Origin of the sequence: Wolbachia endosymbiont (group B) of Dolichovespula media, assembly GCF_947179505.1 — a bacterium.
In the GTDB taxonomy this organism is placed as follows: domain Bacteria; phylum Pseudomonadota; class Alphaproteobacteria; order Rickettsiales; family Anaplasmataceae; genus Wolbachia.
Genome location: NZ_CAMXBR010000003.1, coordinates 920,883 through 937,422 on the forward strand (window position 1 = coordinate 920,883; position 16,540 = coordinate 937,422).

Genomic DNA, 16,540 nt, shown 5'->3' on the forward strand with positions numbered 1-16,540 from the left:
AAGGAAAGTGTAAAAATATGGGACAGAAGGTTAATCCTAAAGTATTTAGATTACAAGTAAATAGTAATACCTGGGATTCTGTTTGGTGTGCTACAGACGATTATAAACAGAGATTGCATCACGATCTATTTATTCGCAGTTATATAAATGAATCCTTTAAGCATGCTGGTATTTCTAAAGTAATTGTAGAGCGTACAGTTAATTTAGTGTCTGTAATAATACATTCTTCTAAGCCTGGAGTTATAATAGGTAAGAAAGGTTTAGATGTTGAGAAGATAAAGCAAAAAATAGCTAAAAAAGTAAAAAGTAGTGTCGAAGTGAATGTAGTAGGAGTTAAAAAGTCTGAAATAGATGCAGTTTTAATATCAAGGAGTATTACACATCAGCTAGAAAAAAGGATTTCATGTAGAAGAGCGATGAAAAAAGCTATTCAAAATTGTTTGAAGATGGGTGCTGAGGGTATTAAAGTAAGTTGCTCTGGGCGTCTTGGTGGAGCTGAAATAGCTCGTACTGAATGGTACAAAGAAGGTCGTTTGCCTTTACACACTTTGCGTGCTAATATAGATTATGCTTTTTGTGAAGCGAAGACTATATGTGGTATTATAGGAGTTAAAGTTTGGGTTTATGTTGGTAGTTAAGGTATATTGAAATGTTTGTTCCCAAAAAGAGTAAATATAAAAAGTCATTTAAGGGGAGAATCAAGGGTAATGCTAAGGGTGGTAGCACGCTGTCTTTTGGAGATTATGGATTAAAAGCTATGGAAGTAGGTAAGGTTCAGTCTAAGCATATTGAAACTGCAAGGCGCGTAATATCTAGAACGTTAAAACGCTCTGGTAAATTGTGGATAAGAATTTTTCCTGATACCCCGGTTAGTAAAAAGCCAGCAGATGTACGTATGGGTAAAGGGAAAGGTAGTGTTGAATTTTGGGTATTTAAAGCTAAGCCCGGTAGGGTTTTGTTTGAAATTAGTAGTGATGTTCCCATGCATTTAGCAAGATTGGCGCTTGAAAAAGCGACTGCTAAGCTTCCTATGAAGTGTAAATTTATATCTAATCATAATTGAATGGAGTTGCAATGGATATAGTTAAATTTGAATCAGAATCTTCACAAGGATTACATGAACTCCTTGTGAATTTGAGGAAAGAATTTGTTAATTTGGCTTTTCAAAAAAAGCTGGGCCAGTGCAACAATTTTTCACGTTTTAGCTTAATAAAAAAGAGCATAGCTCGTAGTCTAACTGTATTGAATAGAAGAAAGAGAGAGGGAAAAAATGCCTAAGAAGGTTTTTTGTGGTGTCGTAACTAATGCTGAGTCTGATAAGACTGTAAAGGTTTCGGTGTTACAAGTGTATAAGGATAGGTTGTATAAAAAAGTTATTAAAAAATATAAGAAGTATACAGCACATGATGAGGGTAATAGTTGCAAAAAGGGAGATAGGGTTTTAATACAGGAACATAAGCCTATTTCTGTTACTAAAAAATGGGTTGTTATCAATAGCTAAAAAGGAATAGGTATTTATATGATTCAAAAAAATACATTGTTAGAAGTAGCTGATAATTCTGGTGCGCGTGCAGTGCTTTGTATTGGCTTGTTAGGTGGTAGGAAATCTGCATCTGTAGGTGATACGATTATTATATCTACTAAGTCTATTAACCCAAAAGGTAAAGTTGAAAAAGGAAAAGTATATAAAGCAGTTGTTGTTAGAGTAAAAAATAGTGTTAAGAAATCTGATGGTTCTGTAATTCGTTTTTCTAGCAATGCTGTGGTTTTAATTAATGATCAAGGTGAACCACTTGGCACTCGGGTGTTTGGTCCAGTAAAAAAGTTATTATCTGGTTCTTTTATGAAAATAATGTCATTAGCTGATGAGGTTTTATAATGAGTGCTAAAATAAAAAGTGGTGATGATATTATAGTTTTAACTGGTAAAGATAAGAGAAAAATTGGTAAGGTAATCAAAGTTATAATACGTGATGCTAAAAAGAAAGTAGTTGTTTCTGGCGTAAATGTGTGTAAGAGACATACTAAATCAAGAGCTGGTAGTGGTGGTGGTATATTGAATAAAGAGTTAGCTATTGATGTATCCAATGTTGCAATATTGGATCCTAAGTGTAAAACTCCAACTAAAGTAGGATTTAAGATTATAGATGGTAGAAAAGTGCGTTTTGCAAAAGTTTCTGGAGAAGTGATAGATTAGGTTGATATGTTTAAACAATTGTATAAAGATAATATAGTAAAATCCTTAAAGGATAAGTTTAATTACGGCAATGTAATGCAAGTGCCTAAACTTGTCAAGGTGTGTATCAATATGGGAGTTGGAGATGCTGCTACGGACAATAAAGCGATAAATGAGCCATTTGATAATCTACATTTGATTGCTGGGCAAAAGCCTGTGTTAACCTTTGCAAAAAAATCTATTTCTGGTTTCAAAATTAGAAAAGGTGCAACGGTAGGTTGTAAAGTGACTTTGCGTAGAAATAAAATGTATGAATTCTTAGAAAGATTAATATATATTGCTTTGCCAAGGGAAAAAGATTTTAGAGGGTTTAGTGTGAAGCAATTTGATGGTCATGGTAATTTTTCCTTTGGTATCAAGGAGCATATATCATTTTTAGAAATAGACTATGATAAAATAAGTAAAATTAGAGGTATGGATATTAATATTATAACAAGTGCAGTTAGTGATAAGGAAGCAAAGGAATTATTACTGGCTCTTAAATTCCCTTTTTTTGATAATTGAGAGAAAATATATATGGCAAAAAAATCCATGATACAGAAGAATCTTCGTAGAATAAAGTTATGCGATCAGTATAGGGAGAGAAGGGAAGAATTAAAATCTATAATGAATAATAAGGATTTATCTATTGCAAAAAGGTTTGCAGCTCAAAATAAGCTGATTAAAAAATTGCCTAGAGATTCTTCTAAAATCAGAATTAGGAATAGATGCGCTTTAACTGGTAGGCCGAGAGGAGTATATAGAAAATTTGGTTTATGTAGGATTGTTTTACGTGATTTGTGTTCTTTTGGACAAGTTCCAGGGGTTACAAAATCTAGTTGGTAAATGTGATATAAGGAGTGTAATAGTGTCGTTATCTGATGGTATTGGTGATTTTTTAACAAGAATACGTAATGCTCAATTGGCAATGCATAGGGAAACAAGAGTCCTATTCTCTAAAGTGAATTCTTCTATATTGAAGATCTTAAAAGAGGAAGGGTATATTCTTAATTATGAAAAGCAAGAGAGTGATAGTGTCCCTTCGCTTGTTGTACAGTTAAAGTATTATGATAAATCACCTGTGATTAATGATATAGCTAGGGTATCAAAGCCCGGTTGTCGTTATTATTCTAAGTGTAAGGACATTTCTAAAGCATATAATGGTCTTGGAATTTTTATTATATCTACGCCGAAAGGAGTGATGACCGATTATAATGCACGTAGATTAAAAGTTGGTGGAGAAGTTTTGTGTCGTGTATTTTAAATGATAGGAGAAATGTATGTCTCGTATAGGTGCCGCACCTATCAATATTCCTGCTGATCTTTCAGTTGAATATAATAATGGTAGGGTATTAATAAGAAGTGTTAGGGTAGAAAAAGAGCTGAGCTTGTGTAGTGGCATTCTGTGTCAGATAGTTGATAATCAATTGTTACTTTCTGTTGATCAAGGCAGGGATGATTATAATAAAATAAAATCTATATGGGGCACTTATAGAAGTAATATTAATAACATGATTAACGGTATGGTTAATGGTTTTTCTGTTGATCTTGAGATTAATGGTGTAGGGTATAAAGCAGAATGTGATGATAAGTATTTGACTTTATATCTTGGTTATAGTCATAATATTAAGTATAAAGTGCCTAAAGACGTTGAGATTAAGTGTATAAAGCCAACTCATTTAGTGATTCGTGGTATGGATAAGCAAAAAGTCTATATGGTGGCTTCTGATATATGCAAAATTAGAAAATATGATCCTTATAAAGGTAAGGGTATTGTAATAAAAGGCAAATTTATGCTGCGTAAGGTTGTAAATAAAAAGAAGTAATTAAAATGAAAAGATTGTATAATTTTTTAAGTAGCTATGAAAAAAGGAAACTTCGTAATAGAGCGAAGCTCGATAAGAGGGCTGGGCGTTTACGTATATCCATATTTAAGTCTAATAAACATTTTTACGTTCAGTTGATTAACGATGCAAAAGGAACAACCCTAGCTTCTGCTTCTACTTTGGATGATAAAATTAGGAATATATGTAAAGGTAGGGTCAATGCTGAAACTATAAAACAGGTTTCTTCTTTATTGATTGAGCGTCTGCCTAGTACAAAATTGCAGCAGCGGTTCGTCTTTGATCGGGGGGCATATAAGTATACAGGATTGATTTCTCAATTTGCTGAAGCTTTAAGAAGCTCTGGATTTGAATTTTAGAAGGTTTGAAGTATGGCTGTAAAGAATTTACAAAATAATAATGATTTATCAGAACTTTTGGTTTCAGTCCGAAGGGTAACAACGGTTACTAAAGGTGGTAGAAGATTTTCATTTTCAACTTTGGTTGTTGTTGGTGATGGTAAGGGTAGGGTAGGATGTGGAATAGGTAAACACGCAGAGGTTGCTGAAGCAAGAGTGAAAGCTGTAAATGCTGCAAAGAAGTCGATGATTAGGGTGTACTTACGTGAAGGTAGAACTTTACATCATGATATTAAAGCTAAATTTTGTTCTGGTGAGATAGTTTTAAGAGCTGCAAGAACTGGAACAGGTATTATTGCTGGTGGAGCAATGAGGTCGGTTTTTGAGGTATTAGGTATAAAGGATGTGGTAGCTAAGTCTACTAGATCAAATGATCCCCATAATATTATATGTGCAGTATTTAAGGCTTTTGATGTTATGTTATCTCCTCGCCAAGTGGCAGGTAAGAGGGGTAAAAAGATTAGTGAGATAGTTGGAAATAGGTAAAGTATGAATGATGCTGTAAAATTAAATTCTGTGTTTACCAAATTATCTAAGAAAAAGAAGCCTAAATTATTAGGTAGAGGTATTGGTTGTGGTAAAGGTAAAACATCCGGTAGGGGGCATAAGGGGCAAAAAGCGAGAAGTGGCGTTTCTATAAATGGTTTTGAAGGTGGACAGCAGTCTATATATACTCGTTTACCTAAAAGAGGTTTTAAGCCTATACGCAAAAACTTATACTCTATATTTAATGTTGGTGATGTACAGTGCTTAATGGAAGCTAAAAAAATAGTCAAGGATTCTATCATAGATAAGGAGCTACTGCATAAACTAGGTTTTATCAGATCTGTTAAAAGTAAAATCAAACTTCTTAATAAGGGTAAATTAAGCGAAAAATTTGTGTTTCATGTTGATTTTGCATCAGAAGCTGCAAAAAGATCTGTAGCTTCAGTTGGTGGTAGTGTAGAAATACTATCGTAAATCATGAGCAGTAAATTTGCATTTAATAGTTTGGATTCTACGTTGTTATATAAAAGTGATTTACTAAAGCGTATATTTTTTACGCTAATGGCTTTAGTTTGTTATCGTTTAGGCACTTATGTTCCTATTCCTGGAGTTAATCTTGATATAATCAATGATATATTTCCAAAAGAGAGTTCTGGTGTTTTTGGAGTATTTAATTTATTTTCTGGTGGCGCTTTAGCTAGAATGACGATCTTGGCGTTAAACGTTATGCCATACATAGTTGCATCCATAGTTATGCAATTATTATCTTCTGCCGTTAAAGGAATCAATGAAATTAAAAATGAAGGAGAGTTAGGACGTCGAAAGATGAACTCTTATATACGCTATATGACTATAGTGTTTTGTATCTTTCAATCAATTACGATCTTAATAGGGTTAGAAAGAATGAATAGGGAAGGGGTATTAGTTGTAGTTGAACCTGGTATTATGTTTCGTACTATAGGTGTCTTTAGCCTTTTAGGTGGAACTATATTTTTAATATGGCTTGGTGAGCGGATCAGTGTGAGCGGTATAGGCAATGGTATCTCATTAATCATTTTTACTGGCATAACATCTGAATTACATAATGCTTTATCATCTCTGCTAACATTAAATAAAAATGGTAGTATGTCGTTTTTCATTACCCTTTTTGTTATAGCATTGTTTTTTTTACTGCTCCTTTTAGTCATTTTTACAGAATCTTCTTATAGAAAGGTAATTGTTCAATATCCCAAAAAACAGTTTAAAAAATTACATAATGATGATTTTACTTACATTCCATTGAAGATCAATTTATCTGGTGTAATACCAACTATTTTTGCTAACGCAATTTTATTAACGCCTATTTCAATTGCAAATTTCTATAAAGGTCATGCCATTGCTGATTTTATTTTAAACTACTTTATGGCAAATAAAGTGATGTACATTATAACTTACTTAATACTCATAGTACTTTTTAATTTTTTCTATACCAATTTTATATTTAATCCAGAGGAAAATGCTGATTTTCTTAGGAAAAATGGTGGTTTTATTCCTGGTAGAGGGCCTGGAAAACATACTTCTGATTATCTTCAAGATATAGTTTTTAAATTAACATTTATTGGGTCTGCGTATTTGGTGGTAATATGTACTATACCTGAAATTATGAGGTATCATTATGATATACCATTTATTTTTGGTGGGACGAGCTTGCTGATTATAGTTAACGTTATTACTGATACTATTATGCAAGTACAATCTTATGTTTTTTCAAATAGGTACGATAGTTGGATAAAGAAATATGAGTCTAAAACAAGGAGACTAAAGTGATTATTACAATTTTTGGTCCTCCTGGCTCTGGTAAGGGTACTCAGTCCAGTTTGTTAATAGCAAAGTATAATTTTAAATTAGTTTCAGTAGGAGATTTATTAAGGAATATTATATCTAGTGGGAGTAAATTAGGTAAAGGAATAAAGGATACTGTTGAATCTGGTAATTTAATTCAAGATGAAGTTATATGTAAATTATTGTGTGACCAGCTTGCATTAATAGATGGTGATTTTTTGTTAGATGGTTTTCCAAGAAATTTAAATCAAGCTCATTTTTTAACTCAAGTTTTGCAAAAAAGATGCAATAGGGATGTTGATCTTGTAATTGAGTTGCAGCTTGACGATAATATTGCAATTGATAGATTAAAAGATCGTCTTACTTGTTTGGATTGTAAAAGTATATATAGTATATCTTCTTTTAAAAATACTACTTGTGCTAAATGTAAAAGTACGAGATTGGAGAAGAGAATTGATGATGCTAATATGCTTGCAATTAATAAGAGGATAAGAGAATATCATTTTCAGATGAAGGGTTTGCGCGAGTATTATAAGGGCAAGTTGTTAACAATTAACGCTAATTTGAGTGTTGATAGAGTAATGCAAGAGATTGAAAGTAAAATTTCTTGTAATTTGATTTGACTATAAGTTGTTTTATGGTATAAATTAAGAGTTATTATTAATAAAGTATCGAGGTATCAGTGGCACGTATTGCAGGCATAAATGTTCCAGTGAAGAAGTGTATTCCTTTTGCATTAACTTATATACATGGTATAGGTATTACTACTGCGAATATAATTTGTCGTAGCTGTAAAATTGATGAGCGTAAGCGTGTTTCAGAATTACAAGATGAAGATATAGAGAAAATTAGTAGTTTTATTAGGCAAAAATATGTCATAGAGGGTGAGCTAAGAAAAAAAGTGGCTATGGATATAAAATCTTTAATGGAAATCGGTTGCTATAGAGGATTAAGGCATAGAAAAGGTTTGCCTGTGAGGGGACAAAGAACCCATACTAATGCTAAAACTCGTAAAGGCAGATCTAAATTGCCTATTGCTGGGAAAAAATAAAATTTGTTATTATCGTGAGTTTTTATGAAAAAAGTTAAAACGGTTGGTAAGAATACAAAAAGGTTTATTACTGGTATTGTCCATATTCGTGCAACTTTTAATAATACTTTTGTAAATGTGACTGATGTTTGTGGTAATACGCTTTACCAAACTTCTGTTGGTGCATGTGGTTTTTCTGGTTCGAGAAAATCCACACCTTATGCTGCAGGTAAGGTTGCCGATTCTGCTGCGAAGAAAGTAATAGAGAGATTTGGTATGAAGGTTGTTTCTGTAATAATTCGTGGTCCTGGTTTTGGTGCAGAAGCTGCAGTTAAAGCACTTCGGAATTGTGGATTGACTGTCACTTCAATTGCAGATAAAACGGCGATACCTCATAATGGTTGTAGATTAAGGAAAAAAAGAAGAGTATAGGATATTTGGAAGGTTTTTGTATGTATTATAGTGATAGTGTTTCTTTCTGTGGAAATTTAGATAGATTAACTAAGCCTAATGCGATTAAGGTAATATCAGGTGATTCAAGTAAAAAAGGTGATATAGTTCTAGAACCTTTGGAAAGTGGTTTTGCTTTAACGTTGGGTCATGCATTAAGGCGTGTAATGTTGTCTTCTCTTCGCGGTAGTGCTGTTTATGGAATAAAAATTGAAGGCGTGAATCATGAATTTACTTCGATCCAAGGAGTTAGGGAAGACATAACTGATATAGCATTAAATATGGGCATGTTGAGATGTAAGCTAAATAACACGTCTAATAAGTGCTTAAATTTGAGCGCTAAAGGGCCTTGTCAAGTATTAGCTGGAATGATAGAAACTGATGACCAGTGCTCTATTGTTAATAAAGATTTGGTGATATGTACACTAGGTCAAGATGTGGAGCTTAACATTACTATATATGTTGCTAGTGGAAAAGGTTATCTTTCTGTAAATAAATATAAAGAAAATAAATTTTTAAAGTCTATGAATGAACAAGATTTAATTGGTTTTATTCCAGTTAATGCTTTATATAGTCCTGTTGAGAGGGTTTCGTATAGAGTAGAGAATAGTCGTGTTGGTCAAGTTACTGATAAAGATAAGCTGATATTGTCAATTGAAACTGATGGTACAATCTCTCCAAGTCAAGCTGTTGACTATGCTGCAAGAATATTACAGGAGCAATTTCAGCCTTTTATTAGTTCTGATATGAGTTATAAAAAATCGCAAGTTTCTTTGTCTGGTGGTGCTAAAGATTTGGGCTATGATCCTGTTCTATTGCGTAAAGTAGATGAAATGGAATTATCTGTTAGATCTCATAACTGTCTGAAAAATGAAAATATCACTTATATAGGTGATCTTGTGCAAAAGACGGAAGTTGAAATGTTAAGAACTGCTAATTTTGGCCGAAAGTCTTTGAATGAAATCAAGGCAATTTTAAATAATTCAGGTTTGTCTTTGGGTATGAATATACCAAATTGGCCGCCTAAGGATATAGAGGAACTGGCTAAACAACATACTGATGAGGATTAGGTAGTATATGAAACATGGAATAAAGAAAAATAAACTGTCTCGTTGTACCGAGCATAGGTTATCAATGTTAAAGAATCTATCTATCTCGTTAATTAATCATGAGCAGATTGTAACTACTTTACCAAAGGCTAAAGCACTTCGTCCATATGTGGAAAAGTTTATTACAATTGCTAAGAATAACGATTCTTTACATGGTAGAAGGCTTTTGCTTTCACGTCTTCATAATAGTAAGTTAGTAGTTGATAAATTATTAAGCGTTCTAGCTAATCGTTATCAAGACCGTAAAGGTGGATATTCTAGAATAATAAAATTTGGTACTCGAAAGGGTGATTGCGCTCCAATGGCAGTGATAGAGCTAGTTGATAGAGATATTTCAGCAAAAGGTGAGATTTATAGTAAAAATAAAAAAGGAAGCAAAGTAGTTACACAAAGCTAATTATTCTTTTTATGGTAAGTAGGTTACGCTATTTTGTAGGTTACTTTGGAGAATTGTTAGTTTCGATATATTTAAAGCTGAAATTCTATAATGTTATAAAACGTCGCTTCCGTTGTAAGTTGGGTGAAATTGACTTAATTGTATCTAAAAAAAAGGAGCTGATTTTTATAGAAGTTAAAACAAGTTTATTTGGAAAAGAATTACCGATATCTCATTTTCAGTGTCAGTCTATTATAAATTCTTCTAAATATTTCTTAAGTAAAAATCTTGATTTTTTAGATTATTCAGTCAGATATGATTTATGTTTTCTTTCCTTAAGGAGAAGACCTATTTATATAAAAAATGCTTGGATTGAGGAATGGTAGCTTAAATAACTTAGATTTACTAGAATAGGTAATTTAATATGAAAAACAATAATTTAGTTTCATCTTATGCTAGAGCACTGTTTCATGTCTCAGGAAGCAGATTAGGTATTATAAGAAAAGAAGTAGAATTTTTGTTAGCTTTTTTTAAAGATCAAGATGTTTTTGTGTATCTATCTCATCCTATGGTTTCTCTTTTGCACAAAAAAGAAGCGATACTTTCTATAAATGAGAACTTGAGTGAAAACTTAGTCAAATTTATTATGGTTACACTTGCAAACAAGCGCTCCCGTTTATTAATCCTTATATTAGAAAAATTCTTAAATCTTGTAAGGGAAAGTGAAAACGAATTGGAAATTACTATAAAATCAGCAGAGGTTTTAAAGAAACCTGATATAAAAATAATTACTGAATCTTTGAACTTTCTTGGTAAAATAATAAAAGTCAGTAATGTGGTTGATCCTTCTATACTAGGTGGCTTCGTAGTTAGGTATGGTTTTAACTTGATTGATGCTTCGCTTAAGAGTTATTTGGATAGATTGGTTGATTTGAGTAAAATGGAAATGTTGAAAATAAGGAATTATATATGAAGAATAGCATAAATGCCTCTGAAGTAGTAAACATAATAAAAGAGAAGGTTGAGACATTTGATAATCCTATAAAACGAGAAAATATAGGTGAAGTAATTTCAGTAACGGATGGTATCACATTGGTCTATGGGCTGGAAAAAGCAAAGTTTGGTGAAAAGGTATCTTTTGCAAGCGGTGTAGAAGGAATAGTTCTTGATTTAGATCATGATACAGCTGGAATAGTTGTGCTTGGCAATGACCGTGATGTAAAAGAAGGGGACGTTGTAAAATGTAGTGGTGATGTTGTACAGGTGCCTGTAGGTCATGAATTATTAGGGAGAGTTGTAAATGCATTAGGCGATCCTATAGACGATGGCGGAGAAATTAGAGCCAAGAACAAAATGTATATAGAATCTAAAGCGCCAGGTATTATTGACCGTAAATCTGTGCATGAACCTCTGCAGACAGGAATTAAAATTATAGATTTGTTGATTCCTATAGGTAGAGGGCAACGTGAATTAATTATTGGCGATAGACAAATTGGTAAAACCACTATTGCGATTGATACTATTATCAATCAGAAGAAGATTAATGATGAGGTAAACGAAAATCAAAAAATTTACTGTGTTTATGTTGCTATTGGACAAAAAATTTCGACGGTAGCAAAAGTGGTGAATAAGCTAAAAGAAAGTGGAGCATTAGAGTATACAACCGTAGTTGTGGCTAGCGCATCTGACTGCGCGCCTATGCAATTTTTAGCACCTTATACCGGTTGCACTATTGGAGAATTTTTCCGTGATAATGGAATGCATTGCTTGGTGGTATATGATGATTTATCTAAGCATGCTGTGGCATATAGGCAGATGTCCTTATTGCTCAGACGTCCTCCTGGTCGTGAAGCTTATCCTGGAGATATATTCTATGTACACTCTCGCTTGCTTGAAAGAGCTGCCAAAATGTCTGATGAAAAAGGACAGGGATCTTTGACTGCTTTGCCGATTATTGAGACTCAGGCTGGTGATGTATCTGCATATGTTCCAACTAATGTGATTTCAATTACCGATGGACAAATTTTTCTTGAGTCTGAATTGTTTCACAAAGGATTTCGCCCTGCAGTGAATATAGGTTTATCGGTTTCTCGGGTTGGCTCTGCTGCACAATTGAAATCTGTGAAAAAAGTTGCTGGTTCTATAAAGCTGAGTTTGGCCCAATATAGAGAACTAGAAGACTTTGCTAAATTTGGTTCTGATCTTGATGCTACTGTTCAATTGTCCTTAAACAAAGGTAAATACCTTATTGAATTATTAAAGCAAAAACAGTATTCACCTATGCAAATAGAAGAGCAAGTATTGCTTATGTATATCTTTTCTAATCTGTATGGTCAATTAAATAAGGTACAGGTGAGCAACATCAATAGGTTCGAGTGTGATCTTATCAATTATTTTCAAACTGTTCACCCTGGAGTTTTAAAAAAGTTGTCGGGTGACATGAATGATGATATAAAAGATGATATTCTTGGTATTGTGAGTGATTTTGTCACTCAATTTAATTGCGTTTAGGTGGTGATTATGACTTCATCCATTATTAACAAATTTCCTATTACAAGGGAAGGTTTTGAGAGTATGCAAGTCGAACTTGAGAAATTAAAGGAAGAAAAACCTTCTATCATACAGGCTATTTCTGATGCTCGTGATCAAGGCGATTTATCCGAAAATGCAGAATATCATGCAGCACGGGAGAGATTAAGTTTTATTGAAGGCCGTATAATTGAGGTAGAAAGTAAACTTTCACATGCAGAAGTGATAGAAGTAAAAAATTTGTCTGGTGATACAGTAATGTTTGGTGCAACTGTTACGGTAAGCATGTTAAACGATGATAACAGTGAAATTGAATATGTTTATAAGATTGTAGGTGGATATGAAGCTGATGCTTCAAAGCAGTTGATCTCTACGGATTCACCACTCGGTAGTGCTTTAATTGGCAAAAAAGTTGGTGAGTATGTGGAAGTGATAGTGCCAAATGGAGAGAAATTGTATAAAATAGTTAAGATTGAGTTTAAGTAAATCATGGTACAAGTAACTTATCCTTCAATTAGTCTACCCGGTATTTCTTCTGTGGAAGATGTATTGAGGGATGCTAGTTCTGGTAAATTATTCATTTTAGTTGACGATGAAAACAGAGAGAATGAAGGTGATTTGGTTATTTTAGCTGAAAAGGTGAAACCAGAACATATTGCTTTTATGGTTAGGTATGGCACTGGTATTGTGTTTTTAGCTATGACAAAGTTTTACATGAATAAACTTAACCTTGAATTTATGAAGAGAAGTAATGTAGATGAAGCACTTATTCCTCACACTGCATTTACTACGTCAGTCGATGCTCGTTATGGTATTACAACGGGTGTTTCTGCTCATGATAGAACGCATACGATACTTACCGCTATTGATGGAAAAAGTACTAAGGATGATATTATTACTCCTGGTCATGTTTTTCCTATTATTGCAAGTGAGGGCGGGGTTTTAGCACGCAACGGTCATACTGAGGCAAGTGTTGAGATAGCAAAATTGGTTGGATCTAGTCATGCGGCTGTAGGGTGTGAATTAGTGAATGATGATGGCTCTATGATGCGCTTACCCCAGTTGCTTGAATTTGCTGAACAACACAAAATTAAGTTAACTACCATTGATAAACTTATCAGTTACGTTCAAAATTTAAACTAGCGTTTATAAATTCGTATAGTTTAAATGTTAAAATGTAAAATTCCTAAAAGTTATACAAACAAGGAACTTCCATGTCTAAGCTTTTTGTTTTACTATTTTTTTTCGTATACTGTAATAGCGCTTACTCTGTTAGTATTATTAGAGATAGTGAAGTGGAAGCGGTAGTGAAGGATCTAGCGCAACCTTTATTTTCTGCTGCGGGTATTGATAATGATAAAATAAAAGTTTTTATAGTTGATGATAGATCGATTAATGCTTTTGTAATTAACAATAATAGCATTTTCATTCATTTAGGGCTTTTACAATATTCGACTGAACCTTATGTCTTACTTGGTATATTAGCACATGAAATTGCTCATATATCTGCTGGTCATGTATTACAAATGAGTAGTGCTGTAGGTTATTTTCAATCAATAGCAATGGTTAGTTATATGGTAGGATTAGTTTCTAGTATTGTCATTAACCCTCAGGTTGCGAGTGCAATCTTGCTTAGTGGTGTAACGCTTAGTTCAAGGTTGTTTTTTAACTATTCTCAAGAGCAAGAGAGTGTAGCAGATAGCTATGCTTTAAGATACCTAGATGAATCTGGCTATGATAATTTGGGTATGAAAGAGATTTTTGACTATTTTAAGAGTATTGAGCATGAAAACACTGAAGAGTATTTCCGCACTCACCCACTTAGTGATAAGCGTATATTTGCTGTACAGAATTATAAGGTTAAAAACAATATAAAACCAATCCTTGCAGATAAATTGCTGAAGTTTGAGCGTATGCTTGCAAAGCTAGACTCTTTCTTTGCTCCTATTCATGTGTTATCTAGTAAATATGAAGGTAGTTCTAAGTATGTAAATGCTGTAATTCACTATAGGCAAGGAAAGATAGAAGAGGCTATTACTAAAGTTAATTCATTGATTCAAGAGTCACGCAATGATCCTTATTTATATGAATTAAAAGCGGAGATGTTATACAAAGCTGGAAATTTAAGTGAAGCAATAAAAATGTATGAAGAATCACTTAGATATTTATCTGAGAAGAATAACTATTTAGTGAAACTTGCGTTATCTCATACTTTATTATTACACGGTGAAATAGAGAAGGCAATTTTTTACCTAGAGCAGGTTGCAAACGTAGAAACAAATAACGCCTTTGTCTGGAAGTATTTAAGTATTGCATATAAACGTAGCGCTGATATGGCAATGTATTATTTTGCTTTGACGAAAAAGGCTTGTATTGAAGGTAATTTAGAGAAATTTATGAAGTACGCTGAGTTAGCTATTAAAACTTTACCGAAAGATAGCTCTTGCTTGCTGCAAATTGAGGATATGAAGGAACAATACACACAAAAACACACTTATTTTTAGGTTATTTCCCGCACTTATCCAACATATCTTTTACTTCAGTACTTATATTGGGTATAATTTTCATTATAATCGTTTTGGCGCCAAAAAATACACCACAAAACATACCCAAGGCAAAGAGAGCTGGCCATGGCATTCTACCAAATATTGCAAGCAAAGCTGCACCTATTATGACTACAGTCATAAGTGGCCCACCTATTCCCCAAATATAACCAATAATATTGCATATTACTTGGGCAGTTGTATCATCTATATTATCAGCAGCATTTGCGTAATCTGAAAAAGAGAGAAACAGCACTATACATAAAGCATTAAAAAGTTTTTTTATTATATAACTCATTCTTTTGCCTCCAAGTAATAAACTAGTGTGAATCTAAATTTATATATATTTATTTTAAGGTAAAACTCATAGTTTGTCCATAAATAAGTGTTGCTACATAAATAGCCCACCATTGATGTTAAGCACATGCCCCGTTATATATCTTGCTTCGTCGCTTGCTAAAAACAATACTCCTGCTGCTATTTCTTCTCCTGTTCCCATTCTTTGCATTGGAATATTATCTAATATTTTTTCTTTTTGTTTTTCATTTAAAACTTCAGTCATCTTAGTATCTATAAACCCAGGAGCAATGCAATTTACTGTTACACCGCGACTTGCAACTTCTTTTGCTATAGATTTGCTCATAGCTATTATTCCAGCTTTTGATGCTGCATAATTTACTTGCCCGGCATTGCCTGTTAAACCTACTATTGAGGAAAGATTTATAATTCTTCCCCAGTTGTTTTTAATTAATTTTCTGCATGCTTCTCTATTTAGTTTAAATGTAGAGTTCAAATTAATATCAATTACCTTTTGCCATGCTTCATCTGTCATTCTCAACAATAAGCTGTCTTGTGTAATTCCTGCATTGCATATGAGTCCATCAAAGCCTTTCATCAACTCACTTGCTTTATTTATTAGTTGATTTACCTCTTCAGGATTTGATAAGTCGCAAGGAAGTACGTGAATGTTTTTTTCATATTTTTTAGCAACTTCTTCGAGTACTTCTTTTTTTGTACTAGAAATACATAAAGTTGCTCTGGCCTTATGCATAATTTCTACAATTGCCTGGCCTATTCCGCCTGATGCACCAGTAATCAGAAATTTCTTATTCTCTAATCCAAACATAATAATTTTTATTTGTTCCAGCTCTTAACAGAATATTAAAAGACTTGCAATAGATTTTTTTCATAACTTTCATTTAATAGAAGCTTCTTGACAAATCTTGTATTTATTGGCGAAATTATGTCGGCTGAATGCCTTTTTTATTTTTTCTACATTCGGCCAGATCGCGCTTATTTTAAGAGTTAGCACATTATCAATTACAGTAATAAAATTAGCACCATGTGGATTCTTTTGCCTTTTTTTGATTGGTAAATTTCTTAACACTTATAGCTAAAGTAATTTAAGAGAGCCAGCGCGTGACTAGTTCTTATTACTTGATCAGTCTTCTGGATCCCAGTGTCTGGGCACTGGGATGACAGGAGTGTGAGATAAGGCTACATTCATACTCCAACAGGTATGACGGTGTCATTCCAGCACTTGATGCTGGAATCCAGAAGTCTTTACTACAAATAAGCATATTGAGCACAAAATTATGCTAAAACACAACGTTTTTGGTGAGATTATGGACAAACTGGATTCTAGCGTCATGCGCTGGAATGACATCATAGAGGTCGTTGAGATGACAGAAAAGAGTACTGGAATGAAAGGAAAAGGGACTATTTAATGTATTAGCTCTG

General features: G+C 33.3%; 28 protein-coding genes. 26 read left to right on the forward strand and 2 right to left on the reverse strand.

The features are described 5' to 3' along the window. The first annotated feature begins 17 nt into the window (after positions 1 to 17). From rpsC to OM967_RS07160, 25 genes are all read left to right on the forward strand, one after another. Positions 18 to 638: a 30S ribosomal protein S3 gene (gene rpsC / locus OM967_RS07040; RefSeq protein ID WP_211907855.1), complete on the forward strand. Its 621-nt coding sequence runs from the start codon at positions 18 to 20 to the stop codon at positions 636 to 638. 11 nt (positions 639 to 649) lie between these two features. Further along, on the forward strand, positions 650 to 1,063 hold the full coding sequence (gene rplP / locus OM967_RS07045; RefSeq protein WP_211907856.1) for a 50S ribosomal protein L16: 414 nt from the start codon (positions 650 to 652) through the stop codon (positions 1,061 to 1,063). 11 nt (positions 1,064 to 1,074) lie between these two features. Continuing rightward, positions 1,075 to 1,278, forward strand: a complete 204-nt coding sequence (rpmC, locus tag OM967_RS07050) for a 50S ribosomal protein L29 (RefSeq protein WP_211907857.1) — start codon at positions 1,075 to 1,077, stop codon at positions 1,276 to 1,278. Then, on the forward strand, positions 1,271 to 1,501 hold the full coding sequence (gene rpsQ, locus OM967_RS07055; RefSeq protein ID WP_211907858.1) for a 30S ribosomal protein S17: 231 nt from the start codon (positions 1,271 to 1,273) through the stop codon (positions 1,499 to 1,501). The genes rpmC and rpsQ overlap by 8 nt, the downstream gene beginning before the upstream one ends. Before the next feature lie 18 nt (positions 1,502 to 1,519). After that, positions 1,520 to 1,879, forward strand: coding sequence for a 50S ribosomal protein L14 (gene rplN / locus OM967_RS07060; protein WP_007302542.1), 360 nt, complete (start codon positions 1,520 to 1,522; stop codon positions 1,877 to 1,879). Beyond that, a complete protein-coding gene (rplX, locus tag OM967_RS07065; protein ID WP_369800742.1) occupies positions 1,879 to 2,196 on the forward strand; it encodes a 50S ribosomal protein L24 in 318 nt (105 codons plus the stop codon). Before rplN ends, rplX begins: the two co-directional genes overlap by 1 nt. A gap of 6 nt (positions 2,197 to 2,202) precedes the next feature. Further along, positions 2,203 to 2,739, forward strand: coding sequence for a 50S ribosomal protein L5 (gene rplE / locus OM967_RS07070; protein ID WP_211907859.1), 537 nt, complete (start codon positions 2,203 to 2,205; stop codon positions 2,737 to 2,739). A gap of 12 nt (positions 2,740 to 2,751) precedes the next feature. After that, entirely contained in the window at positions 2,752 to 3,060 is a 309-nt protein-coding gene (gene rpsN / locus OM967_RS07075; RefSeq protein ID WP_211907860.1) for a 30S ribosomal protein S14, read from the forward strand. Between the two features lie 22 nt (positions 3,061 to 3,082). Beyond that, a complete protein-coding gene (gene rpsH / locus OM967_RS07080) occupies positions 3,083 to 3,478 on the forward strand; it encodes a 30S ribosomal protein S8 (RefSeq protein WP_211907861.1) in 396 nt (131 codons plus the stop codon). A 16-nt stretch (positions 3,479 to 3,494) separates the two neighbouring features. Next, a complete protein-coding gene (gene rplF, locus OM967_RS07085) occupies positions 3,495 to 4,040 on the forward strand; it encodes a 50S ribosomal protein L6 (protein ID WP_250120306.1) in 546 nt (181 codons plus the stop codon). A 5-nt stretch (positions 4,041 to 4,045) separates the two neighbouring features. Beyond that, the gene (gene rplR, locus OM967_RS07090) at positions 4,046 to 4,417 is read left to right on the forward strand and encodes a 50S ribosomal protein L18 (protein ID WP_264337841.1); all 372 of its coding nucleotides are present in this window, start codon (positions 4,046 to 4,048) and stop codon (positions 4,415 to 4,417) included. A gap of 12 nt (positions 4,418 to 4,429) precedes the next feature. Continuing rightward, a complete protein-coding gene (rpsE, locus tag OM967_RS07095) occupies positions 4,430 to 4,942 on the forward strand; it encodes a 30S ribosomal protein S5 (RefSeq protein ID WP_010404712.1) in 513 nt (170 codons plus the stop codon). A gap of 3 nt (positions 4,943 to 4,945) precedes the next feature. Beyond that, positions 4,946 to 5,416: a 50S ribosomal protein L15 gene (rplO, locus tag OM967_RS07100; protein WP_006012263.1), complete on the forward strand. Its 471-nt coding sequence runs from the start codon at positions 4,946 to 4,948 to the stop codon at positions 5,414 to 5,416. A gap of 3 nt (positions 5,417 to 5,419) precedes the next feature. Beyond that, complete coding sequence (gene secY / locus OM967_RS07105; protein ID WP_010404717.1) at positions 5,420 to 6,748, forward strand: preprotein translocase subunit SecY; 1,329 nt, start codon at positions 5,420 to 5,422, stop codon at positions 6,746 to 6,748. Continuing rightward, a complete protein-coding gene (locus tag OM967_RS07110; protein WP_211907868.1) occupies positions 6,745 to 7,386 on the forward strand; it encodes an adenylate kinase family protein in 642 nt (213 codons plus the stop codon). The genes secY and OM967_RS07110 overlap by 4 nt, the downstream gene beginning before the upstream one ends. A gap of 59 nt (positions 7,387 to 7,445) precedes the next feature. After that, positions 7,446 to 7,814 carry a 30S ribosomal protein S13 gene (gene rpsM / locus OM967_RS07115; protein WP_006012270.1) on the forward strand — a complete coding sequence of 123 codons (369 nt, stop codon included), beginning with the start codon at positions 7,446 to 7,448 and terminating at the stop codon, positions 7,812 to 7,814. 24 nt (positions 7,815 to 7,838) lie between these two features. Continuing rightward, entirely contained in the window at positions 7,839 to 8,225 is a 387-nt protein-coding gene (gene rpsK / locus OM967_RS07120; protein ID WP_006012273.1) for a 30S ribosomal protein S11, read from the forward strand. A gap of 20 nt (positions 8,226 to 8,245) precedes the next feature. Next, positions 8,246 to 9,313, forward strand: a complete 1,068-nt coding sequence (locus OM967_RS07125; RefSeq protein ID WP_264337842.1) for a DNA-directed RNA polymerase subunit alpha — start codon at positions 8,246 to 8,248, stop codon at positions 9,311 to 9,313. A 7-nt stretch (positions 9,314 to 9,320) separates the two neighbouring features. Continuing rightward, on the forward strand, positions 9,321 to 9,749 hold the full coding sequence (gene rplQ / locus OM967_RS07130) for a 50S ribosomal protein L17 (RefSeq protein WP_010404731.1): 429 nt from the start codon (positions 9,321 to 9,323) through the stop codon (positions 9,747 to 9,749). A gap of 11 nt (positions 9,750 to 9,760) precedes the next feature. Then, entirely contained in the window at positions 9,761 to 10,114 is a 354-nt protein-coding gene (locus tag OM967_RS07135) for a YraN family protein (RefSeq protein WP_211907872.1), read from the forward strand. A gap of 38 nt (positions 10,115 to 10,152) precedes the next feature. Further along, the gene (gene atpH / locus OM967_RS07140) at positions 10,153 to 10,701 is read left to right on the forward strand and encodes an ATP synthase F1 subunit delta (RefSeq protein WP_250120310.1); all 549 of its coding nucleotides are present in this window, start codon (positions 10,153 to 10,155) and stop codon (positions 10,699 to 10,701) included. Beyond that, positions 10,698 to 12,239, forward strand: a complete 1,542-nt coding sequence (gene atpA, locus OM967_RS07145; RefSeq protein WP_007302558.1) for a F0F1 ATP synthase subunit alpha — start codon at positions 10,698 to 10,700, stop codon at positions 12,237 to 12,239. Before atpH ends, atpA begins: the two co-directional genes overlap by 4 nt. Before the next feature lie 9 nt (positions 12,240 to 12,248). Then, positions 12,249 to 12,743, forward strand: a complete 495-nt coding sequence (gene greA, locus OM967_RS07150) for a transcription elongation factor GreA (RefSeq protein WP_211907876.1) — start codon at positions 12,249 to 12,251, stop codon at positions 12,741 to 12,743. A 3-nt stretch (positions 12,744 to 12,746) separates the two neighbouring features. Beyond that, on the forward strand, positions 12,747 to 13,400 hold the full coding sequence (gene ribB / locus OM967_RS07155; RefSeq protein WP_211907878.1) for a 3,4-dihydroxy-2-butanone-4-phosphate synthase: 654 nt from the start codon (positions 12,747 to 12,749) through the stop codon (positions 13,398 to 13,400). Between the two features lie 71 nt (positions 13,401 to 13,471). Next, positions 13,472 to 14,761, forward strand: coding sequence for a M48 family metalloprotease (locus OM967_RS07160; RefSeq protein WP_211907881.1), 1,290 nt, complete (start codon positions 13,472 to 13,474; stop codon positions 14,759 to 14,761). 1 nt (position 14,762) lies between these two features. Here OM967_RS07160 and OM967_RS07165 read toward each other — a convergent pair whose 3' ends face one another. Next, positions 14,763 to 15,098, reverse strand: coding sequence for a TrbC/VirB2 family protein (locus OM967_RS07165; protein ID WP_250120311.1), 336 nt, complete (start codon positions 15,096 to 15,098; stop codon positions 14,763 to 14,765). A 93-nt stretch (positions 15,099 to 15,191) separates the two neighbouring features. Beyond that, positions 15,192 to 15,926, reverse strand: coding sequence for a 3-oxoacyl-[acyl-carrier-protein] reductase (fabG, locus tag OM967_RS07170; protein WP_211907885.1), 735 nt, complete (start codon positions 15,924 to 15,926; stop codon positions 15,192 to 15,194). Positions 15,927 to 16,395: 469 nt separating this feature from the next. Between fabG and OM967_RS07175 the strand changes: the two genes are divergently transcribed. Next, complete coding sequence (locus tag OM967_RS07175; RefSeq protein ID WP_256438220.1) at positions 16,396 to 16,527, forward strand: hypothetical protein; 132 nt, start codon at positions 16,396 to 16,398, stop codon at positions 16,525 to 16,527. Positions 16,528 to 16,540: the final 13 nt, after the last annotated feature.